This is a genomic window from Desulfovibrio desulfopostgatei (assembly GCF_053570645.1).
The window spans coordinates 1246604-1268582 of sequence record NZ_JBRBQS010000002.1 but is presented as its reverse complement, the minus strand read 5'-3'; the positions used below and the strand labels follow the sequence as shown (position 1 = coordinate 1268582).

The 21979-nt window shown below is 60.1% G+C and carries 20 protein-coding genes; 11 read left to right on the top strand and 9 right to left on the bottom strand.

Going from position 1 to position 21979, the window contains the following annotated elements; all coding sequences use genetic code 11:
• The first annotated feature begins 48 nt into the window (after positions 1-48).
• Positions 49-915, top strand: a complete 867-nt coding sequence (locus tag ACUZ9Q_RS05675; RefSeq protein ID WP_346654785.1) for a M23 family metallopeptidase — start codon at positions 49-51, stop codon at positions 913-915.
• Between the two features lie 119 nt (positions 916-1034).
• On the opposite strand, the gene ACUZ9Q_RS05670 is transcribed toward ACUZ9Q_RS05675, so the two are convergent.
• A complete protein-coding gene (locus ACUZ9Q_RS05670; RefSeq protein ID WP_215647681.1) occupies positions 1035-1358 on the bottom strand; it encodes a hypothetical protein in 324 nt (107 codons plus the stop codon).
• 2 nt (positions 1359-1360) lie between these two features.
• Positions 1361-2209 carry a 50S ribosomal protein L11 methyltransferase gene (locus ACUZ9Q_RS05665; RefSeq protein ID WP_022658596.1) on the bottom strand — a complete coding sequence of 283 codons (849 nt, stop codon included), beginning with the start codon at positions 2207-2209 and terminating at the stop codon, positions 1361-1363.
• A 227-nt stretch (positions 2210-2436) separates the two neighbouring features.
• Between ACUZ9Q_RS05665 and ACUZ9Q_RS05660 the strand changes: the two genes are divergently transcribed.
• From ACUZ9Q_RS05660 to queD, 4 genes are all read left to right on the top strand, one after another.
• A complete protein-coding gene (locus ACUZ9Q_RS05660) occupies positions 2437-3213 on the top strand; it encodes a class I SAM-dependent methyltransferase (RefSeq protein WP_215647683.1) in 777 nt (258 codons plus the stop codon).
• Positions 3210-4958 (top strand): YcaO-like family protein, encoded by a 1749-nt coding sequence (locus tag ACUZ9Q_RS05655; RefSeq protein ID WP_449247480.1) that lies wholly within the window; start codon positions 3210-3212, stop codon positions 4956-4958. Before ACUZ9Q_RS05660 ends, ACUZ9Q_RS05655 begins: the two co-directional genes overlap by 4 nt.
• 358 nt (positions 4959-5316) lie before the next feature.
• Positions 5317-5955: a 7-carboxy-7-deazaguanine synthase gene (gene queE, locus ACUZ9Q_RS05650; protein ID WP_449247479.1), complete on the top strand. Its 639-nt coding sequence runs from the start codon at positions 5317-5319 to the stop codon at positions 5953-5955.
• 8 nt (positions 5956-5963) lie between these two features.
• Entirely contained in the window at positions 5964-6320 is a 357-nt protein-coding gene (gene queD / locus ACUZ9Q_RS05645; RefSeq protein WP_022658592.1) for a 6-carboxytetrahydropterin synthase QueD, read from the top strand.
• Positions 6321-6793: 473 nt separating this feature from the next.
• On the opposite strand, the gene ACUZ9Q_RS05640 is transcribed toward queD, so the two are convergent.
• A complete protein-coding gene (locus tag ACUZ9Q_RS05640; RefSeq protein ID WP_215647686.1) occupies positions 6794-7984 on the bottom strand; it encodes an HlyD family secretion protein in 1191 nt (396 codons plus the stop codon).
• Positions 7985-8159: 175 nt separating this feature from the next.
• Between ACUZ9Q_RS05640 and ACUZ9Q_RS05635 the strand changes: the two genes are divergently transcribed.
• Positions 8160-8882, top strand: a complete 723-nt coding sequence (locus ACUZ9Q_RS05635; protein ID WP_192111493.1) for a hypothetical protein — start codon at positions 8160-8162, stop codon at positions 8880-8882.
• Between the two features lie 465 nt (positions 8883-9347).
• Here ACUZ9Q_RS05635 and ACUZ9Q_RS05630 read toward each other — a convergent pair whose 3' ends face one another.
• The 4 genes from ACUZ9Q_RS05630 to ybgF all read right to left on the bottom strand — a co-directional run bounded on the left by ACUZ9Q_RS05630 (position 9348) and on the right by ybgF (position 14316).
• Positions 9348-10265 carry a manganese-dependent inorganic pyrophosphatase gene (locus ACUZ9Q_RS05630; protein ID WP_192111492.1) on the bottom strand — a complete coding sequence of 306 codons (918 nt, stop codon included), beginning with the start codon at positions 10263-10265 and terminating at the stop codon, positions 9348-9350.
• A 185-nt stretch (positions 10266-10450) separates the two neighbouring features.
• Entirely contained in the window at positions 10451-11572 is a 1122-nt protein-coding gene (locus tag ACUZ9Q_RS05625) for a tyrosine recombinase XerC (RefSeq protein WP_449247478.1), read from the bottom strand.
• A complete protein-coding gene (dprA, locus tag ACUZ9Q_RS05620; RefSeq protein ID WP_449247477.1) occupies positions 11569-12933 on the bottom strand; it encodes a DNA-processing protein DprA in 1365 nt (454 codons plus the stop codon). The genes ACUZ9Q_RS05625 and dprA overlap by 4 nt, the downstream gene beginning before the upstream one ends.
• A 42-nt stretch (positions 12934-12975) precedes the next feature.
• Positions 12976-14316, bottom strand: a complete 1341-nt coding sequence (gene ybgF / locus ACUZ9Q_RS05615; RefSeq protein WP_449247476.1) for a tol-pal system protein YbgF — start codon at positions 14314-14316, stop codon at positions 12976-12978.
• A gap of 459 nt (positions 14317-14775) precedes the next feature.
• Between ybgF and ACUZ9Q_RS05610 the strand changes: the two genes are divergently transcribed.
• The gene (locus ACUZ9Q_RS05610; protein WP_449247475.1) at positions 14776-15795 is read left to right on the top strand and encodes a hypothetical protein; all 1020 of its coding nucleotides are present in this window, start codon (positions 14776-14778) and stop codon (positions 15793-15795) included.
• Between the two features lie 122 nt (positions 15796-15917).
• Here the strand turns inward: ACUZ9Q_RS05610 and ACUZ9Q_RS05605 are convergent, their stop codons facing one another.
• Both ACUZ9Q_RS05605 and ACUZ9Q_RS05600 read right to left on the bottom strand, forming a co-directional pair.
• On the bottom strand, positions 15918-17204 hold the full coding sequence (locus ACUZ9Q_RS05605) for a CgeB family protein (RefSeq protein WP_449247474.1): 1287 nt from the start codon (positions 17202-17204) through the stop codon (positions 15918-15920).
• Complete coding sequence (locus tag ACUZ9Q_RS05600) at positions 17204-18484, bottom strand: glycosyltransferase family 9 protein (RefSeq protein ID WP_449247473.1); 1281 nt, start codon at positions 18482-18484, stop codon at positions 17204-17206. The genes ACUZ9Q_RS05605 and ACUZ9Q_RS05600 overlap by 1 nt, the downstream gene beginning before the upstream one ends.
• 233 nt (positions 18485-18717) lie before the next feature.
• On the opposite strand from ACUZ9Q_RS05600, the gene ACUZ9Q_RS05595 reads away from it, so the two are divergent.
• The 4 genes from ACUZ9Q_RS05595 to ACUZ9Q_RS05580 are packed head-to-tail and all read left to right on the top strand — an operon-like array spanning position 18718 to position 21883.
• The gene (locus ACUZ9Q_RS05595) at positions 18718-19425 is read left to right on the top strand and encodes a precorrin-2 dehydrogenase/sirohydrochlorin ferrochelatase family protein (RefSeq protein WP_449247472.1); all 708 of its coding nucleotides are present in this window, start codon (positions 18718-18720) and stop codon (positions 19423-19425) included.
• On the top strand, positions 19412-20239 hold the full coding sequence (gene ccsA, locus ACUZ9Q_RS05590; RefSeq protein ID WP_192111486.1) for a cytochrome c biogenesis protein CcsA: 828 nt from the start codon (positions 19412-19414) through the stop codon (positions 20237-20239). Before ACUZ9Q_RS05595 ends, ccsA begins: the two co-directional genes overlap by 14 nt.
• A gap of 13 nt (positions 20240-20252) precedes the next feature.
• On the top strand, positions 20253-21545 hold the full coding sequence (gene hemA, locus ACUZ9Q_RS05585) for a glutamyl-tRNA reductase (RefSeq protein WP_022658581.1): 1293 nt from the start codon (positions 20253-20255) through the stop codon (positions 21543-21545).
• Positions 21545-21883, top strand: a complete 339-nt coding sequence (locus ACUZ9Q_RS05580; RefSeq protein ID WP_449247471.1) for a hypothetical protein — start codon at positions 21545-21547, stop codon at positions 21881-21883. Before hemA ends, ACUZ9Q_RS05580 begins: the two co-directional genes overlap by 1 nt.
• Positions 21884-21979 lie beyond the last annotated feature (96 nt).

Below are 21979 nucleotides of genomic sequence, written 5' to 3'. Positions count from 1 at the left end.
CTGCCGACCTGTTCGCGCTCAAAACGCAGCCACAGACGGGGAGAATACGTGTCGAAATTTCTGAGCAGACTCGCGCTTGGTGCCCTCTGCATAGCCCTTGGCTGCCCTCCCACGGAACTTGTTGCCGAGGGCGCATCGGTCGCGCCCGCTGCCGACAGCGCAAAACCTGCCACAGAACTTGCTGCGGAACCCAGCGCGGGCCAGCCAGACAGCCCAGAATCCAAGGCTGGACAAACAGACGCGCAAAAAACATCTGCCAGCAGCCAGCATGCAGCGCCTGAATCTTCCCCAGCAATACCGGAATCAGCCCATCCCGGATCAGCCGCCAATGCCGAGGTTTGCCGTTCCTTGCCGCCCCTGCGAGAGCTGATTACATCCCCCTTTGGCAACCGCCGCATGCCCGGCTGGCTCAGCAGGCGCGGCGTGGTCATGCGCGATCATGGGGGTGTAGACATCCGCGCGCACATGGGCTGGCCTGTCACGGCCTTCAAGCCCGGCACAGTCATCCGCGCCGGAGAAAACGGCCCACTGGGCATCTCCGTTGATGTCCGGCAAGAGGACGGCATGACGGCGCGCTACGGGCACATGTCAAAAACTCTGGTAAAAACCGGGCAGCGCGTTACCGCAGGCGAACCCGTGGGGCTTGTGGGGTGTACCGGCAGAACCACCGGGGCCCACCTGCACTTTGGCCTGCTGGACGCCTCCGGCAAAGCCGTTGATCCTCTGCCCTATCTGCATTCTGCTGATGAAGTGCTGCGCCCCGCCCCGGCGGACATACCGCCCGTCATTGAAGCGCAGTCTTGCGGGCCTGTGATGCGCGGCCCCAACGGACGTCCCACCCGTATGGGCACTACGCTGAAAGATCTCGATAACTACACTCCGCCGCCCATCCCCACCTGGGATCAGCGCCGTTAGCAAGAACAGCCAGCCAGCGTCTCGCACAGGGGTCCGGGCAGAGTCCCACCCCGATCAAGGGAGAACGCCCCGCACAGCAATGGCCAGAGAATGACCTGAACAATGGCCTGATTCCAGACCTAATTACGGGTTCGCCGATCTGCCGCCGTACGGGCCTTTTTGCGCACTTTGGGCCACAGGGCCGCCACAAGCACAAGCTGCCCAACCACCAGCACCGGGTCGCGGTCAAACAGGCCCGCGCCGAGCACAAGGCCCGCCCCAAGCAGGGCTGCGCCGCGGCTGGCGTAAAACCTGCCCGCAAGCTGCAAGACAACACCAAGCCCGACCACTATGGCAAAGAGCATTGCCGGGGCGGTTTCCGGCGCAAGAACAATGGGCAAACCGGGCAACGCAGACGAAATATCCGCCTGCGCCGCCGCAGCTGCCAGAGCAAATACCGTCAATGCTAATCCCAGACCAGCGCGCACCACTCGCCGTCAATAACGCGGCGGGGTTTGGGCAGGCATTGGGCCATATAGGCTTCTTCCACGCTGTCAGCCTGAATTTCAAGCAGGCCGGAGAGCACCAGGCATGCGCCGGGCTTGCAGGCCCACACAATGCGCTGGGCAAGATCAATCAGCGGGCGGGCCAGAATATTTGCCAGCACCAGATCATAGGTGCGGCCTTCAAGCGCGTCTATGCTGCCAAGGCCCACTTCAAAGCCCTCGATTCCGTTGATCTGCCTGTTTTCAATGGCATTTTCCACGGCCAGCATGTCGATGTCGTAACCTTCACCGGTCAGGCCGCTCTTGCAGCAGGCAATGCCAAGCACGCCCGAGCCAGTGCCGAGATCCAGAAAATGCTGGCCCGGCTTGACGCGCCCGGCTTCCACAAGCTCGCTCAGCACGGTGAGGCACAGGGCCGTGGTGGCATGATGGCCCGTGCCAAACGCGCTCTTGGGCTCGATGACAATCTTTTCCCGACCGGGAAAATCATTGCTGTCGGCAAGCCAGGGGGGCAGCACCACAAAACGGTTGCCGCAGGGCACAGGCGTGAAAAACTGCCGCCATGCTGCCAGCCAGTCCTGATCCTCAAGCGTGGTCAGGGTGTATTCCGCAGCGGGAATGCGGGCCTGAAGGTCGCTTTGCAGGTTGTTGATAAATTCGGGGTTTTCGCAATGCACGCGAAAGCGGGTTTCACCCGTGGGCAGGGTTTCTTCTTCCCAGCCAAAGGGCACACCCAGGGTCAGCAAGCCGGTGGCGCGGTCTGCATCTTCTTCGGCCACAACCATTTCCAAACGAAAAATCTGCTTCATAATCCTCTCGCTCAGTGTTTGCGGCGGGGCCACTGGCACACCAGCCGACCAGCCAACAATGCCAGACTTCCCCTGCCGGGTCGAGCCCCTTTGGCGGGCCGAACTTCTTTTGCGAGGCGTTGGCCCCGTAATACATACTTAATCAATAAGGATTGCCATGCGCCTAAAATGCGGGTATAGTAACTAACTTATCGAAGCCTTTGTATTCCCCTTTGCAAGGAACATCCATGTCTGACTCCCTGTGCACGCCGTTGTCACCCGAGGAAACATCGCCCAGTCTTTCCCAGGCCCATGCCGCCGAACTTGAGACCCTGCTGGAACGCATCCGCACCGATTTTGATGTGGAATTCGAACCGCTGCATGTGGACGAAAATCCCCTTGAGGTGCTCTCCATACAGAATATGAGCGCCCATCTGGACAAGCTGCTGCAACGCAAGGCCATCCATGATCCGCTCAAGGATCTGCCCCTGTGGGCAAAGCTTTGGCCCGGTTCTTTTGTGCTGGGCCGCCTGCTGCGCAAGTACGAACCGCAGGGCAAAAGCCTGCTGGAGCTAGGCGCTGGCTGCGGCGCGCTGAGCCTTGTAGCCGCCCGCTACGGCTTTGCGCGCGTGGTGCTGAGCGATGTGGTGGAGCAGGCCCTGCGCTTTGCCAGGGCCAACGTGCTGCGCAACGGCCTGGGCGACCAGATTGAAGTCACCCATGTGGACGTGACCGCGCCGGGGCGCGACCCGCGCTTTGCCAGCGGTTTTGACATTATCGCCGCCTCGGAAATTCTCTATCTGGACGACCTGCACAGACCTCTGGTCAAGTTTGTGGATCGCCACCTCGCACCCGGCGGCAAGGCATTTTTCTGCACCGATGTAGCCCGCGCCAAACCCCATTTTGGCAAAATCGCGGCCAAGACCTTCAAGATAACCGAAGGCCGCATCGGCGTTAAATCCCACGATGAAAACGGCGAAGAACAGCGCCGTCTGTACAGCATTCTGATTCTGGAGCGGCCATGAACGAACAGTTGCCCATTATAACCCTGGCCCCCTGCCCCAAGGGCTACACGCGCGATCTGGACAAAACCATGAGCCCCGCGCAGACCATTGCCCGCGTTCGCGAGCGGCTGGATTCCTCCCGCCTCGACATTTTGTCAAAAACGCGCCGCGTGGACGTGGGCAGGCTTGGCATACCTGTGTTCCTGAGCGTGTGCGGGGCCGATGCCCGGCGCATCATGCCCACCCGCAAACAGATGGGCAAAGGTTCCTCCGCCGAACAGGCCGAAGCTTCGGCCCTTATGGAACTGATGGAGCGTTTTGCCTTTTTCAGCTTTTGGGAAGAACGCCCCCATATGGTCAGCGCCACATGGAGCGAGGCCGAGGCCCGCTTTGGCAGCGATCTGCTGTCCATTGAGGCCATGCTGCGCTCGGTGGACGACACCCTTTCGCCGCAGGATGCCCGCCGTGTGCTTGACCTCACGCGCTGGCAGTTCTACCCCGCCACCCGCCTGCTGGACGGCAAAACCGTATGGCTGCCGCTGGACTGGTTCAAGCTGCTTGGCGAATTTAACGGCACTTCGGCTGGCAACAGCCGTGAAGAATCGCTGCTGCAAGGCCTGAGCGAACTGATCGAACGCCACGTGTGCTGCCGCGTTGACCGCAACCTGCCCACCACGCCCACCATCGACCCGGCATCCTGCGCCTTTGACCCGGTGCTGGCCGAACTGCTGGCGGCCTTTGAGCGCGAGGGCATACGCATTGTGCTGAAAGATTTTTCGCAGGGCATGCCCCTGCCCACGGTTGCCGCCGTTGCCTGGGATCCCAAAACCTTTCCCGACAGTTCTGAAATCGTCTACACCGCAGGCACTGCGGCTTCTCCTGCCAAGGCGGCCATCCGCGCGGTTACGGAAGTTGCCCAGCTTGCAGGCGATTTTTGCACCCGCGCCTGCTACGAGGCCTCAGGCCTTTCCAAGTACACGGCCCTTGAGCAGATCAACTGGCTTATCGAAGGCCCAACCGTCTCCCTTGCCAGCCTGCCCACCGTGGAAAACGCCGATATTCGCGAAGAACTGCTCACTGCCCTGCGCGGCCTTGCCCCGCTGGAGCTTTACGCGGTAGAAACCACGCATCCTCGCCTTGGCATCCCCACCCACTACAGCATTGTGCCGGGTCTGCATTTTCGCGAGCGCGACCGCAACCAGAGCCTTGGACTCTTTGTGGGCCGCAAGCTTGTGGAAGAAGCCGATGCGGAAACCGTGCTGCACGGGTTGAAAGTGCTGGAATCATGCTATCCCGGCGCGCATTTTCTGCCTTTCTTTGAAGGCATGCTGGCCCTGCGCGCGGAAGACTTCAACACTGCCCGCAGCGCCTTTGCCGCAGCCGTTCCCCTGCAACCGGATGCGGATTCCCAGGCTCTGGCCTCCTTTTACCTTGGCTATACAGACACCCTTGAATGCCGCTGGCAGGAGGCCCTGCCTGCGCTGGCAGCCGCTGCCAGGCTCTGCCCGGACATGAAGGAATACGGCAATCTGCTTGGCGTGGCCCACTTCAAGACGGGTGACTATGCCAAGGCGGCTGAGGCCTTTAGGGCTGTGCTGCGGGTGGACAAAGGCTCTGCAATGGATCTGGCCAACCTCGGCCTGTGCGAAAAATTCATGAGCAATGCCGAGCAGGCCCGCGAATATCTGAGCGCCGCGCTGGAGCTTGACGCCAGCCTGGATTTTGCCCGCAATCATCTGGCAGAACTGGAAGGACAGGCGAACTGATCAGGCTCTAGAATTGGCTCCATAACTGGCTCCATCCCCCAATCGGGAATTGGCGTGCCTGTCTGGCGTAATGCCGCAAACACGGTTTTGCCGCGCTGAATGCGTCAGCGCCGGGTTTTTGATGCTTCCGTGCAGGAATACGGGTGCGCAAAATCCCGGCGCTTGCTTTTCAAAAACTGCGAGTCCTTTGCCTGGATTCTTCCAGCACTCCATTGATATTCTTGATAAAATACACATTTTGCCTCAGCATGTCTCTGAGGGTATAAGAATACGCGCTTCACGCAGAAAAATTGCGGCTGCTTGCCTGTGAGGTAAAAGGCAGCGTATGACAACTATGCGGTGGAACTGGAGAAATATAGTGAGCTTTGCAGTCAAGGAAATCTTTTATACGTTGCAGGGGGAAGGGTTCCACGCGGGCCGCCCCGCGGTTTTCTGCCGTTTTTCCGGCTGCAACCTCTGGTCAGGGCGGGAAGAAGATCGCAAATTTGCCAAATGCCCATTTTGCGATACAGACTTTCTCGGGGCCGAGAAATCGGGCGGAGAATTCAAAAACGCAGCTACGCTGGCCCAGGCGATCTGCTCTTTTTTCCCCAGCTATACGCATCCGGGCTATCGGCCTTACGTGGTCTTCACAGGTGGGGAGCCTGCCCTGCAACTTACAGAAGAATTGTTGCAGGAGTTGGACCGCTGCGGTGTGGAAACAGGAATAGAAACCAACGGGACGCTCGCCCTGCCCAAAGGCCTGGACTGGATTACAGTCAGCCCCAAGGCGGGAACAAAGCTGGTTGTTACATCCGGGAGCGAGCTGAAGCTCGTCTGGCCTCAAGAGGGCATTTCCGTACAGGATTTTGAGCAACTGGATTTCAAACATTTTTTTCTGCAACCACGCGACTATGCAGGTCAGTCACAGGCAACAGAAGATGCTGTCAGAATCTGTCAGGATCGCCCGCTGTGGAAGCTCAGCCTCCAGACGCACAAGTTTATCGGCATTGCTTAGGAGAACATATGGATATTTACGTTACTATGACGTTTGACGCGGCGCACCGGTTGCCCGCTGTACCTGCGGGCCACAAATGCGGCAATCTGCATGGGCATACTTTTGTTGTTGAAGTTTATGTGCAGGGCGAAGTGTCTGAAACCAATGGCTGGGTTGTTGATTTTGGCGACATCAAAGCGACTGCGAAGTCGTATGTTGACCAGCTGGATCACACGTATCTGAATGATATTGAAGGGCTTGAAAATCCCACCAGCGAAAATATCGCCATCTGGCTCTGGGGCAAGCTGGATCCCCAGATCAGGGGGCTTTCAAAAATCGTGGTTAAGGAAAGCCCCACGTCTGGCGCCGTGTACACCGGGAAGTAGGGGGAAGATAGCAACGACAGATAGGAGGGGCGGGCGGATTTTTCTGACTCTCAATTTATCCATTTGATCATGGCTGAACGAAATATTCAGAGAGCTGTTTTCAGCACTTCAGAAGAATCTTCAATCATGGCTGAAGCAGCTTTTGATTCAAAGCGGAAGCGTTCTCTGGCATTAACGCGGCGCGGAGGGAGATCCCCTGAGTGAGCGCAGCGAGGGAAGGAAGCTCCCGCAGCTATAGCCGCGTTGCCCTCGTAGCATAAAGATAGCTGAAAGCCCTCTTTGGCGGTGCTTCGGGGGGGATGCAAGGGGGGCCGCGAAGGGGGCGAAGCCCCATAACCGGCCCCGCCTTGCCGCGCGCCGCGCAGGCGTCCCAAATTTCGCCGGATGACGAAATATCATACCCAAAGGGCAATAAATTCAATCAACAAGATTCATCAACTAGGTCGCCTGCCGCACAGATGCGCAGCATCCCCCTAATTCCAGAAAACCCTCGTCATAACCTCGCACTTCCCCAGCATGCCGGGTTCAAACTGCTTGCCCTCGCCATCACTGATGGTTATGCGCACGGGCACGTAAACTTCCGGGCGGGCCGCAGTCTCACTGGCATCCTTGCTATCCGCAATGGCATTGGGCGGCAGGGGCTGCGGGTCGAGCCTGTCATAGACGCGCCCTTCAAGCCTGGTGTCATTTTTCAGGGTTATGGCGCATTTCTGGCCCGGCTTGAGGGCATTGGCGGCATCCTGCGTAAAAAAGGCCAACAGCCAGAAGGATTTTTGCGCTTCCTTGCCCTCGGGCAACAGCAGGACCACGGGTTCACCGCGCTGCACAGACTGCCCCGGCATGGCGATGCCGCGCAGAATGCGCCCATCCTGCGGCGCGTAGAGATTGCCGTCCACAGCATTTTGCGGCACGGCATTCATGGCAGCGCCCAAGGCGCCTGCCACATATTTTGGCGCATAGCGGTTGCTTGAGGCCAACTGTTTGTAACGCAGAGCTTCCGCACGCACTCGGGCAAGTTCCTGATCTATGGCTGCGCGCACAAGGCTGACCTGTTCAAATTCCACAATGGCCCGCTCCTTGGCAAGGCGGGTCTGAGCTTCCGCCTGCTTGGCGGCTGCGTAGCGCGCGCTGCCCACGGCGCGTTCACCGCCCTGGCTATCAAGGGTGCGCAGGGCAAGCTGGGCGCGCACATGCTCTGCCACGCGCTCTTCACGCGCTTTCTGTTTGAGATCTTCATCATGCCGCGCCAGTGCGATGCGGCGCACCATCTCCTGTTCCGAATCCTGCGCCTGCTTGAGCCGGGCTGCGGTTTCTTCAATGCTCGGCGGGCCAGCCATAGCGCGCAGACCGGCTGCCTCGCGCCCGGCTTCGCCCACACGGCCAGCATAAGCTCTGGCGTCCAGCCGGGCCAAGACCTGCCCTTTTTTGACGCGGTCGCCCTCGCGAACAGCCACGGATTCGACCTTGGCGGGGAATTCGGACGAAACCGCATACACCATGCCGTCGAGCATGGCCCAAGTGCTTGTTACGCGGCCAGATTCAATCCACCACCACCCGGCGGCAACCAGACAGCCTATCACCCACAGGGGCAGGAGGCGCAAAAACATGCGGCCATGCTTTTTCAGTCTGGGTTCGGGCATTTGCAAATATATTGGTTCGGGCATGTCGTGTCCTGTGGGGTTGGAGCATTTTCATGACATTATCATAAAAACATGCAGATACCGTACCATACTACCCGCAATGCTCTTTACAAGCCGCTCGCAGACGCTTACAAAAGCTGCATTCACGGAGAAGCGGCTTTTTGCCGTCAAATCTCCGCCAGGGGAGTCGACACATATCATGGTCTTATCGCGAATTTGCGCCCTGCTTTGCCTGGGCTGTCTGCTTGCCGGCTGCGGTACCACCCGCCCTGTAGTTGTGGTGGAAAAAGACGAATTCATGAAAATGGCGCATAACATGCCCAAGGAACTTCAGGCCCGTGACCTGCTGGACAAGGACGGCTCCTACACGGCCCCCATGTCGTTCAAGGGTTTGAAAGACTACGGCGACATACTTTTCACCCGCCTTTCGCCCTCATTTATGCTGCAAAACGATACGGCGCACGATGTGTATCTTGGCGAAACATTTTCCGCCACCATCCTGCCCGACAGCCGCGTGCAGCGTTTCCCCAACGGTTTCAGCATCAATCATGCCACGCAGAAGCTTAAAGTCAATATGGTCGGCATTGCGGACTGGAACGGGGACGGACAGGATGAATGGATAGTTTCCTGCTTTGTGGAACCCAAGAGGGGCGGGCGCACCCGCATTTATTACGTGCTGGTTCCACCGCCGCTCAATGATCAGGAAAAGCTCAAGGGCACTGTTGCTGCGGTATACGAGTGCTTTGGCCTTTCCTGCACGCTGTACGTGCGCGACAGCAAGGTCATTCAGCGCGATGCCGCCGATCCGCTCTTGCCGCCTACGGAAGTGCATGACGTGGTGCCCGGCTTGCAGCCTGTCACTACCCCGCCCAACAAGGCCAAACAAAAGAGCGGCGAAGGTCTGGAAGAGCGCAGCCTGTAGGCCGCACACTCGTCCAACCCTGCAGTATAAGAATCAGAGGCTGTCGGTTCGCACAGAACTGGCAGCCTTTTTGCGTCCGAGCACCAGCAGAGCCAGCCCTCAACTGAATTGCGCGGCAACATGCAGGCGCTGCGGTCAACGGCCTGCCCCGAAGGCATCCCCCACGATTTTGGCGCATCTTACGCACCCTTGCCCCTGCCCCCGCGCGCGGATAAAGCACTGCAAAAGCGGAACTGCCTGCGCGAGGGGGCCGCTGTTGGGCATCCCGCCGCAACCGCACAAATCGCCCGCCAGTGCGGCACTGTTATGACGCCGCCTCACCCAGCGCAAAAGGCAGCCCCTGCCCCTCAAAAAAGCGCCAGGTGCTGCCCTGCAAAAAAGAACCCCGCCAAGGCAGGGGTTCGGTTCGCAAGAACCTGCTTCCCTGCCCCGGCGGGGCAAAATCATTTCAAGCTAAGCTAGAGCTTACTTGAAAGCCTTTTCAAAGTTGGGCACGACCTGCTTTTTGCGGCTCATCACGCCGGGCAGCCACACGGATTTGCCTTCGGCCTTCACGCCAAAAGCCTTTTCCACCACGGAAGGATCGTCAGAAACGATCAGCATTTCAGAGCCTTCCTTCATGATGTCGGTGAGCAGCAGGAACACGCTGTGACGGCCTTCGCCCTTCACGCGGGCGATTTCGGCCTGAAGGCCAGCCTTGACGGGTTCCAGAATGGAAAGGTCGACCACTTCGAGCTGGCCGATGCCAACTTTCTTGCCGCCCATGTCGAAGTCCTTGTAGTCACGGAAGACCAGATCCTTCATGGAGGTGCCTTCAACGGCGCTCTTGACCTTGAACATTTCCATGCCCAGAGCCATCACGTCGCTCACGCCCGCGATCTTGGCCAGTTCTTCAACGGCCTTCTTGTCGGCGGGGGTGCAGGTGGGGGACTTGAAGATAACGGTATCGGAGAGGATGGCGCACAGCATGCCGCCAGCGATGCCCTTGGAAATTTCCACGCCGTAGAAGTCAAACATGTTCTTCAGCACGGTGCAGGTGCAGCCCACGGGCCAGATCCAGGCTTCCAGGGGCGCGGAGGTGGTCACATCACCAAGCTTGTGGTGATCAGCGATACCGAGCACACAGGCGGAATCCATTCCCTTGGGGGCCTGAGCCAGATCGGAATAGTCCACCAGATACAGATTCTTGCCAGCCACGTCGGCAACAACCTGGGGAGCGGTGAGACCGAACTTCTTGAGCACGAATTCGGTTTCAGGAGTGGGCGCGCCCTGAGCGGCAGGGGTAACGTCCAGACCGCGCTTGCTGTACAGGTCGGCGGCGGCAATGGCAGAAATGATGCTGTCGGTATCAGGATTCATGTGACCAATAACTAATGCGGACATGACAGTCTCTCCTTCCGGTATTGTTCGGGTATGCGGTTCAGTGCGACCGCTTTGTTCTCTTTAGCACAAAGTCCTGTCCATGCCAAGGTCTTCGCACAAAAAAACCCGAAACAGATTAGTGGACACTCTACCCTACAAAACACATCTATTTGAAAATAAACGATATTTTTAACTTAGTGATTTTTTTATTTTTTCGTCGCCTTGGGATGGGCCTTGTCATAGGCTTCCATCAAATGCTCAAGGCTTACCTGCGTGTAGCGCTGGGTGGTGGTCAATCTGCGGTGTCCCAGCAGCTCCTGCACGCTGCGCAGGTCGGCCCCTGCCGAAAGCAGGTGCGTGGCAAACGAATGGCGCAGGCTGTGCGGCGACACTGTAAAATCCAGCCCGGCCCGGCGGCACAGGCGCTCCACAATGCGCGCGGCCTCCCTGCGGTTCAGGCGCGAACCACGCGAACCCACAAACAGGGCCTGCTCTTCCGGCAGGGCCAGAAGCGGGCGCTCGTCAAGCCATGCCCTGAGGCTCTCGCACGACGTGTCGGAAAGCGGCGCAAGCCGCTCACGCGAGCCCTTGCCCATAACGCGCAGCACGCGCGATGAAAGCTGCACATCATCAATATTGAGGCCAAGCGCCTCTGAAATGCGCAGGCCAGAACCGTAGAGCAGTTCCGCAAGGGCAAGGTCGCGGCACAGCAGGCGCGCGGATTCGGCGCTCTCTGTCCCGGCCTGCCCATGCTCCGCATCCAGCAAGGCAAAGGTTTCGTCCACATTCAGGGCGCGAGGGTGGCGTTTTTCCTGCCGGGGATTACGCACCTGCGCGGCCACATTTTCTGTTACCACACCATTGCGCTGTTGAAAACGGAAGAATGAACGCACAGCCGCCAGTTTTCTGGCCATGGAGCTTTTGGCCTCGCCCTGACGGAACAGCCAGGCCAGATAGGCCTGCACGTGCCGCCGGGTGACGGATTCGGGCCTTCCAAGGTCAGCATCCTGCCCGCGCAGAAATTCGATGAGTTGCGCAAGGTCGCTGCCGTAGGCTTTGAGCGTGGCGGGCGAAGCGCCCTTCTGCACTTCCATCCAGGCCAGAAAGGCATCAACAAAGAGCTTTGCCCGGTCGGGGCCGGGTTTGCGTTGCCCGCCAGCGGCCTGTTCCTGCGTGTTTGGCGTGGCTGCCTCAGTCAACGAGCCTTGCGTTTGCTTGCCCGCAGTTTTTTTGCGCGCTGTTGTTTTGGCCGCAGCAGCACCGCGCCCGGCCTTTGGGCTGGCGGTCGCGCCGACCGGGCCTTTTTGCCCGCCCTGTGCCCTGCTCATGCCGTCACCTCATAGCGCGCGCCGGGCAAACGCCGCACCTTGCCCAGCATCTCAAGCCCCACAAGAGCGGCATTGGCCGCCGCAGCGCTCAGCCCTGCGGCATCAGCCAGAACATCGGCATGGGTGGGGCCATGCTGACGCAGATACGCAAGCAGATCAGCGTTGCCATCGGCGGCAGCGGCGTTTTCCGCAGCGGCGCGCTCGCCCTCGTTGAGGGGCTGCCCTGTGCATGCATTGCTGCTGGCATCATCTATAATAGGTGCGGTTTCGCTGGCATGCGCCCCGGTTGGGGCATCCTGCCCATTGGCCTTGCCGGGTTTGCCAGCTGCTGCGCTGGGTGCTGACGCTCTGGACGTGCCTGCCGCCTTGGATGATTGCGGCACAGGCACATCCTCCAGCAGCCCTTCCTCTTCACCGGGAACACTGCCCTCGCTGATGCCAAAGGGCCGCAACTGCTCCGCAAGATCACGCAACACGTCCTCGGCGCTGAATACGGCATGCGCGCCCTGACGCACCAAATCCTGACAGCCAAGGCAATGGGCATCCAGCGCAGGCCCCGGCACGGCGTACACTTCGCGGTTTTGCTCCAGAGCCAGCCGCGCCGTGATAAGACTGCCCGACCGCTGGGCGGCCTCCACCACCAGCACTCCCAGCGACAGCCCGCTGATAATGCGGTTGCGGATGGGGAAATTGCCCGCATGCGGCAGAGTGCCGGGCGCGAATTCAGAGATCAGCAGACCCCGGCGCTCCATTTCATCAAAAACAGTCATGTTGCCAATGGGATAGAGCATATCAATGCCCGTTCCCAACACGCCGATGCTGCGGCCAACGCGCTCAAGCGCGGCCTCATGGGCAACCCTGTCTATGCCCAGCGCCATGCCGGAAACAATGGCAATGCCGCAGGCCGAAAGGCAGCGCGCCATGTATTCGGCCACAGACCTGCCATGTTTGGTGGCCTTGCGCGAGCCAACCACCGCAAAACCCGGCGATTGCAGCAGGGAAAGATCACCCCGGCAATAGAGCAGCAGGGGCGCATCAATAACCGGGCGCAGCAGCACGGGATATTCAGGGTCTGTCCACAGGACTATGGATGCGGCAAGATCGCGGGCGCGATCCCATTCTTCTCTGGCAGTGACACGCCACGACCCCGTAGCCAGTTCGGCGGCCTGCCCCTTGTTGACGCCCGCCTCATGCCAGAGTTCGCGCGCCTGCACGGCGGCGTAGGCCGAGCCAAAGTGCCGCGCAAGGCGTGCGGCAGAACGCGCACCCAGCCCACGGCAGTGCCGCAGGGCAAGGCTGGCCCAGTATTCCTTGCGGGCGGCCTCGTCCATTACAGCCAGAGTTTTACATGGCTGGCTCATGCCGCCACCGCTGTATGGCCCAGCGCCGCTGTGCAGCCCATTTTACCGGGCCAGACCACGCGACCGGGCAAGCCCCGCCGCTTCAGAGTTGGGAAACTGCGACAGCAGTTTTTTGTACGCCTGCGCGGCGCCTTCCTTGTCGCCCATACGGCTCAGGGTCATGCCGGTTTTCAGCAGGGCATCGGCATTCTTGTGATGGCGAGGCCACTGGCTGTTGACCTTTTCAAACTGCGCCAGCGCATCCTTGTACTTGCCCTGGGCGTAGTAGCCCTCGCCAATCCAGTATTCCGCATTGGCGGCAAAGCGGCCCTGCGGGTATTCCTGCAAAAAGGTCTGAAAACGGCCAATACTGTCTGCGGCACGGCCAGACATGGCAGGCTGCAAGGCAGCCTTGTATGCGGCTTCCTCGCCCTTGCCGCTCTTGGGCAAGGCTGCGGGCTGGGCTTGCGCCGAGACAGCAGGCGTGGCGGCAGTGCTTGCCGCCGAAGCAGGGGCCGAAGCAGGAGCAGGTGAGGCAGCGGCTTTGGCAGCCTTGCCCTTTGCGCCGTTTTTGGCGGCGGCATCCCCAGGCAGGGGCGGCAGGCCCAGCCCAGGATGTTCGGGCGGCAGCGCAAGATCAGAGACCGGCACAGAAGGCACGGGGACATCAGGATTGCCCCCGGCTGCGGCAACAGGCGGCAGCATGGGCTGAACCGCCCCCTTTCCGCTTGCGGCAGAAGCAGCAGGGGGCAAAGCCGACTCGGGCGGCAGAGCGAAAGATGCAGCAGATCCGGCCGAAGCAGCCCCCGCCGCGCCCTTGGCGGCAGCTTGCGGCTTTTCTGCGGAGCTTTGCTGTGCAGCGGTCTTTGCTGCAGGGATCTTTTCCGCAGAAGTTTTGGGCATCGCCTCGGCTTCGGCCCTGGCGGTCTCACGCGGGGCGGCAGCGGGAATGGGCCTGATTGTGGCGGCGGGATCAATAGTACGGGCATTGGACGCTGTGGAGTTTGCTGGAACAGCACTGGCTGCGGGCTGAGCGGGATTGACTGGAAGGCGCTCGGAGCTGCTGGGCGCAACCGGGCCGTGTGCGGTAAGCTGGGCGCTTTCCGGCTGGGCAGGCGTAACCACAACGCTCTTGTGAGGCTGCGGCGGAATAATGGGCACCACGGTCATGCCGGTTTTTTGTCCGCCACGGGTGCGCACTTCGTAAACCCTGTTATTGAGCTGGGCAACCTGGGTATCAAGCGTATTTACGCTTTGCTCCAGCGTACGCAATCGCTGGTCGGTCTCGCGCAGCAGCTTCTGGTTGGTTTCGCTGGTCGATTCCACCTGACGCATTTTGTCAGAAGAAGCGCAGCCAGCAACCAGCGCAACGCAGGCCAACGGCACAACAATCAGTGTTTTCATCCCGGTCTCCAGCACAAGAGCATTCTTGCGTTGAAATATCGCTCAATGCATCAAAAGCCCGCAACAGACGCCCATCAAAAAAATTTCGGCCCGGTCTTGTCGCTTGCCCGGCTGCTAAAGCCGACAGAACTGCAAACGCACAAGCCCATCAACCTGCCAACCTTTCTTGTGCCTCAACCCCGGCCATATTTCAAGAACTCTTGCAGCGGCAGCGTTTTTCAGGCAAGAACAGGCTTGCTCACGCTCGTACTACATAACAGATACGGACAACCGGAGCATCGCAGCATCAAAAAGTCTGTTCCGCAGCTTTTGGTGTGCCCTGCGCCCGGCTGCAAACGGGATTTTGCCTTCATTCGCACGTGCACAGGTGGCTCACCCGAAACACGGCAGGCAAAAGGCGGCAATAATCCGCATGAACAGTTCCTATCCGGCATCAAGCCAGACCGGAGGCGAAGCCAGATGAATTTTTTCCAGGAAATGGCAGCGGCCCTGACAACTTGGATGGACGCGTTGCGGCATCTTGGACAGTCCTTTCCCATGGCGCGCATGGGCCTTGACGCCCTGAGCATAGCCCTGCCGCTCGCGGCCCTGCTGGCCTTTGCGGGTCTGGGTTTCATGTCTGCCACCGCACGGGCGCTGGCGGTTACGCGCAAGCGCGCCTCCTATGAAAAATGCGCACGCCAGCTGGCCTTGCTCTCATTGCTGCTGGGCTGGGCGCTGCTCATCTGCGGCAGGGTCTGGCTCTTCTTTACGCAAAGCTCCTATACGCCCGACTCCATCTCCGACTTCATGGTTGAAATGAGCTGGATCATGCTCGGGCTGGCCGTACTTATCAACAGCATGTATTTTGCCTTGTGGAAATTCTTGCTCAAGCTGCCCATGCTGCATGTGGGCATGGGCGTGGTCAGCGGCATTCAGGGCATCATCGCCACCGTGGCGTCCCTGGCTGCGGCCCGCCTGCTCACGGCACTGGCCCGCCCCGATGCGGACTTGCTGACCCTTGGGCACATTTATGTTCCCGGTTTTGGAACCCCCTTCTGGTGCGCCCTTTTCTGGTCGTTGCCCCTGATGCTGGCCGTGGCTGGCGGCATGGGCGCTTTCTGGCTTGTGCTGCGCCGCAAATATGACGACTTTGGCCGCGACCACTACAATACCATGCTCCCCTGGTGCGCCACATGGGCGCGCAACGCCTGGGCTGTTTTCTGGGTTATTTTGCTGGCATCCTCGGTGTTTGACGTGCAGAACGCCTGGCAAAACGACACGTTTACCGCCACTGACGCCATTATGGAAAGCGCAGAGCTGCTGCTCTGGCTTGTTCCGGCCCTGCTCTGGACATTCGTGGCCCGCAGCGCCACCCCCATGCGCCACAAGATCACCCTGCTGGCCGCGCTGATGCTGGCAGTTGCCATCATGCTGCCCTTCTACCTCAACATGACGGAAATCACCCTGCCCCCATCCATGACCGATATTGTGCAATAGCGGCTAATTGCCGCATGGATATGACGTAAAAACCCCGCCTCCACGGCGGGGTTTTTCGTATCTGCGCGCTGCTGGCAAAACCGGGCATGGCGCACAAGGAATTATGCAACGATATTGAAAAGTTATTTTTTGCCGTACTGCCTGCGCCATTCATCGAGAAACAGCAGGGCAGCCTCGGTTTCTGTCAACACGCCGCTACGGGCGCGCAAGGCATTGATGACATCGTCAAATCCGGCATTGGGGCCAAGGCCAAGCCCCTGCAACATCGCCGCCATGTCCCTGCGAATCTCGGGCGAAAGCACGGCCTCAACATCGGACGGCATGCCGCCGGAAGAACCCAGCTCCACCGGCCAGGGGCCGAGGCGCTGCTCCACAAAGTCGAGCAGCGCAGCCATGCGTTGCTCGTACGTATGATCGCGCAACACCCGCTCCCTTGCGCGGGCGGCAAAGGCGTGACGCTCGTCCGGATGGGCCAGAAAATACTCAATGCCCGCGTAAAATTCTTCCAGCGTGCCAAAGGTTGCCAGTTCATCCTGCGCAAACAGCTCGGGCATGAGCGCCCGCCTGTCCACAAGCTGAAAGGCCCCCATGCACGCCAGTTCAAACGTGCGCGGATTGACAAAATCGCCCTTGCTCACAAGCTCCGCAGTGCCAAGGCTCGAGTGCAGATTCAGGTTGACGCGCGTGGCATTGTAGATTTTGACGCTCTCATCCGCATCAATGCGCGCGCCGCCGCGCTGCACGTGGGGCGCAAGCAGGCTCTCGCCGTCCCAGTCCGACCCCCAGATTTTAAAATCACGCCCCACAAGCTGACGAAAAGCCAGCCGACGGTTGGGGTAACCCGCGCCAAGAAAGCCGATATCGGCCCCATATTCGCGCTTTTCCTGCTCGGTCAGCTCCAGTGGCTTGTGGAAATCCGGCTGGGCCGCCAGCGGCAGATACAGGGCATTGCCCTGCCCGATGCCCGAGAGCATGGATAAAAAAGGCTCTTTCTGGATAACGGCAAAAACATCGTACAGTGGCGCGTAGGCCTTCCAGTAATCAAAAACCTCGTGATCTTCCACAAACCACATGGCTGTACGCACGCCCGACCTGCGCAAACGCTGCAACAGGCTGCGCCCTATGGGAGCCTGCGCCAGGGCCAGCACCAGATGCGGCTCCTGCGCCTGAACCTGCGCCCACACGGCCTGCGAAACCACCTGCAAAAAAGAATTTTCCAGTTGGGCAGTCTGCGTCGGGGCCAACCCGAGGCCGCGCAGCCCGGTAAAGGCCGGATGCAGCAAGGGAGCCTCAAACACGCGCACGCTGTGCCCCAGCCCGCTGAGGGCGCTGGCGCAGTAGCGGCCGATGGGCAGCGAGCCGCCGTACATGGGCAGCACCACAAGAATTCGCAGAGGAGCGGCGGGCATCAGCAGTATCTCCCTGGCGGCAACATCCAGTCCGCATCGTTATAAAGCCATTCGTCAAGATTCGGAGCTTGCGGGGCAAGAGCGGCGCTTTCGTCCGGCATGGGCAGATGCAGGCGCGCAGCCAGAAAATCGCGCACGCGCCTGCGCTCCTGCGCATGCGGGTCACTTCCCGCGAGCAGGTGCGGCAGCGTGCCCAAGGAGTCCATGCCCGTGCGCCACAACTGCAAATCCGCTGGCAGGGGCGGCCATGATTCCGCCTGTGCGGCGGCAAAGGGCGCGCCCGATTTTAGACGGGCAAGTACTGCGGCAATGGAGCGCAAAAGCTCCACCTGCGCCAGGGGCTGACCACAGGCTACATCGTAGGGACAAGGGGCGGTTTCAAGACACGGCCCGCAGGAGCGCGCCGTCTGCCACACATGATGGCCCTCGCCGTATGGCCCGGTTTCGTGCAGCCAGGCTGAAGAGAGAAAAAAACCAAGCACAGGCACGCCAAGGTGCGCGCCAAGGTGCATGATGCCCGTATCGGGCGTGATCAGCGCATCCAACCCGTCTACGGCGTCAACAAGGGCGGGCCAGTCTGTTTTGCCGCTGCAATCTTCCACCCTGTCGAGCATCTTGCCAGGCAAATGCCGCAAGAGTTGACGGGCAGCGGGCTGCTCCGCCCTTGAACCCAGCAACAGAATGCGCGGGCCGCCCAATGCCCCAAAGGCTGTGCGCACCGCCTCGGCCAGCACGGGCACGGGCAACGAGCGGCGCGATTCGCGCCCTGCCAGCACCACGCCGAGCCCTCGCCCGCCGGGGGTCGCCACAGGGTTGACCCTGCGGGGCTCAACCGGCTCTGGTGCAAAATGCGCCCAAAAATCCACAAGATTCATCGTTGCCAGCGCGCGCCGCTCACTGAGGCGGAAGCCAAGACGCGCCCAGGGCGAGCGCGAAATGCCCCCGGCCTCTGGCCGGTACCCCTGAACCTGTTCCACCTCAAAAACTCGGCACAGGGCCGCAGTAGTGCCGGAAAAATTGCAGTTGTACACGGCTTCAAAGGGCAAGCCCTGCCAACGGTCCAGCACAGCGGTGTTGCGCGCCAGCGCCTCTGCCTCGGGCCTGCCGTGCACCGACAGGGCGTGCAGCTCGGCAAAGGGATAGAGCACCCTGGCCAGCGGAACCAGGCTGACATCCACGGCAAGATGAACCTCGCCGCGCAAGGCCAGGCTCAACAACAGGCGCTTGGTCTGCACCAGATCGCCAAAGCGTGCCGCCTGTATGACCAAAAATTTGGGCATGTCGTTCCGTATGGTTGTTGATGGCAGTAACCGGTCAATAGCCGCAAGCCTGCGTAAAACTGCCAATTGCCCACAATCTAAGGCAATCTGTCCACCTAGGCAAGCAATGTGCGGCGCAGCTTCGCTGCACAACAGTCAAAGTTGCGCAAATGCTGCGGCGCGCAAGCCCTTTGCAAAATATTTCGCGCTGCTGTATGCTCACCCTCAAGCTTCTTTCACCATCTGGATCACACATGCGCGCACAACTGCCCCTCGCCCCGCTCTACCCCATATTCATCTCGCTCTCAGGCATTCGCTGTCTGGTGGTCGGCCTTGGTCAGGTGGGGCAACGCAAACTTTCCGGCCTGCTGGCCTGCAATCCGGCATCCGTGCTGGTGCTCGACCCTGTCGGGCCTGCGACGGAATCAGCGCCGGAAGCGGCGGAACTGCTACGCGATCCAAGGGTACACTTTGAACGCCGCGCCTGCGAGGCTGCCGACCTCAATGGCTGCGGGCTGGTATTTGCCGCCACGGGCAGCGCTGCGGAAAACAGCCGCATTGCCGCCCTGTGCGCCGTTGCGGGTATTTTGTGCAACAGCGCGAGCAATCCGGATGAGGGCTGTTTTCAGGTGCCAGCCGTGGCCCGCAGCACCCCGCTTGCGGCGGCGCTTTCCACTGGCGGGGCAAGCCCCGCGCTGGCCCGCCGCTGGAAGGGCGAACTTGAACGCTGGCTTGAACCGCGTTCGCGCATGGCAACCCTGATGGGTCGGCTGCGGCCTCTGGTTCTTGCCTTGGGGCACGATACAGGGCAGAATACCGGATTGTTCCGCAAGCTGGCAGAATCACCTCTGCAACAATGGCTGGAAGAACACGACCATGAAAACTGTACGCGTTATTTGCAGGCGGTGCTTCCGCCCGCACTGCACGCCAATATAGCGGAGTTGCTCCATGATCTCCCCTGAATTTTCCACCGCCGTAACCCTGCTGCTCTATGGCTCCGCCAGTGTTGCAGGGCTTGCGGGCGTTGCCGCGCGCAGCGCCCTGTGGCGCAAGATAGGCTGTAGCGTGGCGCTGGCGGGCTTTGCCTGTCAGACGCTCATGCTTTTTCTGGGCTTTCACAAGGCCCTGCCCGGCGGCCTGAGCGCTGGCGCGTACTTTCAGCTCATGGCCTGGTTCGTGGTGCTCTGCGGCATTGCCGCCTGGGCCAAGCTGCGGCAGGAAATTCCGCTGGTATTCGCCACGCCGCTCGGGCTTATGCTCTTTGCCATGTCGGCCCCGTATCTGGCCTCGGTGGTGCAGGTTCCGCCCTCGCTCAACACCTCATTTTACGCCCTGCACATCGGCTCGCTCTTTTTGAGCCTTGCCCTGCTGGCGCTGGCCTTTGCCGCCGGGGCGCTGTTTCTGTTCATGGAGGGGCGCATCAAGAGCAAGCTGACCATGAAGGGCTTTTGGCTCGACATGCCCGCCCTCTCCATGCTTGATAAAATCAACGCCATCACGACCATGATCGGCTTCCCCATGTACACTCTGGGCATCGTTTCCGGGCTTATCTGGGCCAAGCCGGTATTTGGCGGCACGGTTACGGGCGACCCCAAGGAAGTTATCAGCATTGTGATCTGGCTGTTCTACTCCGTGCTTTTCCACAACCGCCTCACCAAGGGCTGGAAGGGCCGCAAGCCTGCGCAACTGGCTGTTTTTGTATTTATTCTCTGCCTCTTTTCAATCATTGTGGTGAATACCTTCATGGAAACACACCACGCATTCATCCGGCGCTGACCGGGCTATCATCATGGACTGTGATATCTTTCTTGTCGGCCTGAATCATCGCACTGCCAGCGTGGACGTGCGCGAGCGCTTTGCCCTGGTCAACCACTGCGATGAAGAGCATTGGGCCGTGCCATGTGTTGGCGCGGTGAGCGAAAGCGTGATCCTTTCCACCTGCAACCGCGTGGAGCTGCTGGCCGCCGGCAACGGCGACGTGGCCGGGCAGGTGCTTGAAAACTGGGCCGTTGCGCGCGGCGCAAAGCCCGAGGAACTCAAGCCCTACGTCTACGTGCACAAGAATCTGGAGGCGGTGCGCCATCTGTTTTCTGTGGCGTCCAGCCTTGATTCCATGGTGCTGGGCGAACCGCAGATTCTGGGCCAGCTCAAAACCGCCTACCGCAAGGCGGTCAAGTGCCACGCCACGGGCGTTATACTTAACAGGCTGGTGCACAAGGCTTTTTCCGTAGCCAAAAGAGTGCGCACAGAAACTGCGGTGGCCTCCAGCGCGGTTTCCATCAGCTATGCCGCCGTGGAGCTTGCCAAACGCATTTTTGGCGACATGAAGACCCACAAGGCAATGCTGGTGGGCGCTGGCGAAATGGCCGAACTTGCCGCCATGCACCTTTTGCAGTCGGGCATTGATGAAATTCTGGTTGCCAACCGCACGCTCGAACGCGGGCAGGAGCTGGCAAAGCAGTTCAAGGGACGGGCTATCCCCTTTGAAGACATGGCAGAGCACCTGACAGAGGTGGACATCATCATCACCTCCACCGGTTCGCAGGAACCCATCATCCGCGCGCGCGACATCCGCGCCGTGCTCAAGGCCCGCAAAAACAGGCCCATGTTCTTTATCGACATTGCCGTGCCGCGCGATATCGACCCGGACGTCAACGGCCTCGACAACGTCTATTTGTACGACATTGACGACCTCAAGGAAGTGGTGGAAGAAAACCTCGCCACCCGACGCGACGAAGCCGCCAAGGCCGCGGATATCGTCAATGAGGAAGTGCTGCTGTTCTCCCGCTGGCTTTCAAGCCTCGACGTCCAGCCCACCATCGTTGACCTCATCCAGCGCGGCGAACGCATGGGACAGGAAGAACTGGCCAAGACCCTCAAAAGGCTCGGCCCGGTGAACGATGAAACCCGCGATGCCCTTGAGGCTCTGGTGGGTGCGCTGGTGCGCAAGCTCAACCATGACCCCATCATGTTTCTCAAGCGCGGCAGCATGTCCCAGGAGGGCAACGGCCCGCGCATCAGCATTGCGCGCCGTATTTTCAATCTGGATAAAACTGGCTGCCCCTATTCGGAGGAACACTGATGCGCTGGTACGGAATTGACGACATTACGGAAGAAGATACCGCTAAACTGAGTGCCACCCTCACCGAGATGGAGCTTACCTCGGGCATGGACGGCCTCTTCTGGCTGCCCGTTCCCGCCGACATGCTCTCGCCAGTGCAGCAGAAGCATGAGGAAAGCTGCGGCCCCCACGTCATGGGGCTGGAAATTGAAGAAAATTTTGTGCGCCTTGAGCTGCTTGTGCGCGCGCGTGGCCGCATGCGCTGCGAATGTGTGCACTATGCCTCGCCCGAACTGCGCGACCGCATGATCGTATGGCTTGAGAACCTGCTGGTGGAACTGGGCATCAATCCGGCTTAGGGTCAGTCTCTAACTCATTCTTTTGTCCAACTGGCTGCGTCAAAAAGATATTTTTTACTCCAGTCATGTACCGTAAGAGTACACTCCTTTCGTAAA

Coding starts and splice junctions, on each gene's coding strand:
- hemA (WP_022658581.1), top strand. CDS start 20,253: ATGGACTGTGATATCTTTCTTGTCGGCCTGAATCATCGCACTGCCAGC.
- ACUZ9Q_RS05580 (WP_449247471.1), top strand. CDS start 21,545: ATGCGCTGGTACGGAATTGACGACATTACGGAAGAAGATACCGCTAAA.
- ybgF (WP_449247476.1), bottom strand. CDS start 14,316: ATGAAAACACTGATTGTTGTGCCGTTGGCCTGCGTTGCGCTGGTTGCT.
- ACUZ9Q_RS05660 (WP_215647683.1), top strand. CDS start 2,437: ATGTCTGACTCCCTGTGCACGCCGTTGTCACCCGAGGAAACATCGCCC.
- ACUZ9Q_RS05605 (WP_449247474.1), bottom strand. CDS start 17,204: ATGCCCGCCGCTCCTCTGCGAATTCTTGTGGTGCTGCCCATGTACGGC.
- ccsA (WP_192111486.1), top strand. CDS start 19,412: ATGATCTCCCCTGAATTTTCCACCGCCGTAACCCTGCTGCTCTATGGC.
- ACUZ9Q_RS05655 (WP_449247480.1), top strand. CDS start 3,210: ATGAACGAACAGTTGCCCATTATAACCCTGGCCCCCTGCCCCAAGGGC.
- ACUZ9Q_RS05600 (WP_449247473.1), bottom strand. CDS start 18,484: ATGCCCAAATTTTTGGTCATACAGGCGGCACGCTTTGGCGATCTGGTG.
- queD (WP_022658592.1), top strand. CDS start 5,964: ATGGATATTTACGTTACTATGACGTTTGACGCGGCGCACCGGTTGCCC.
- ACUZ9Q_RS05625 (WP_449247478.1), bottom strand. CDS start 11,572: ATGAGCAGGGCACAGGGCGGGCAAAAAGGCCCGGTCGGCGCGACCGCC.
- ACUZ9Q_RS05630 (WP_192111492.1), bottom strand. CDS start 10,265: ATGTCCGCATTAGTTATTGGTCACATGAATCCTGATACCGACAGCATC.
- ACUZ9Q_RS05635 (WP_192111493.1), top strand. CDS start 8,160: ATGGTCTTATCGCGAATTTGCGCCCTGCTTTGCCTGGGCTGTCTGCTT.
- dprA (WP_449247477.1), bottom strand. CDS start 12,933: ATGAGCCAGCCATGTAAAACTCTGGCTGTAATGGACGAGGCCGCCCGC.
- ACUZ9Q_RS05610 (WP_449247475.1), top strand. CDS start 14,776: ATGAATTTTTTCCAGGAAATGGCAGCGGCCCTGACAACTTGGATGGAC.
- ACUZ9Q_RS05640 (WP_215647686.1), bottom strand. CDS start 7,984: ATGCCCGAACCAATATATTTGCAAATGCCCGAACCCAGACTGAAAAAG.
- ACUZ9Q_RS05665 (WP_022658596.1), bottom strand. CDS start 2,209: ATGAAGCAGATTTTTCGTTTGGAAATGGTTGTGGCCGAAGAAGATGCA.
- ACUZ9Q_RS05595 (WP_449247472.1), top strand. CDS start 18,718: ATGCGCGCACAACTGCCCCTCGCCCCGCTCTACCCCATATTCATCTCG.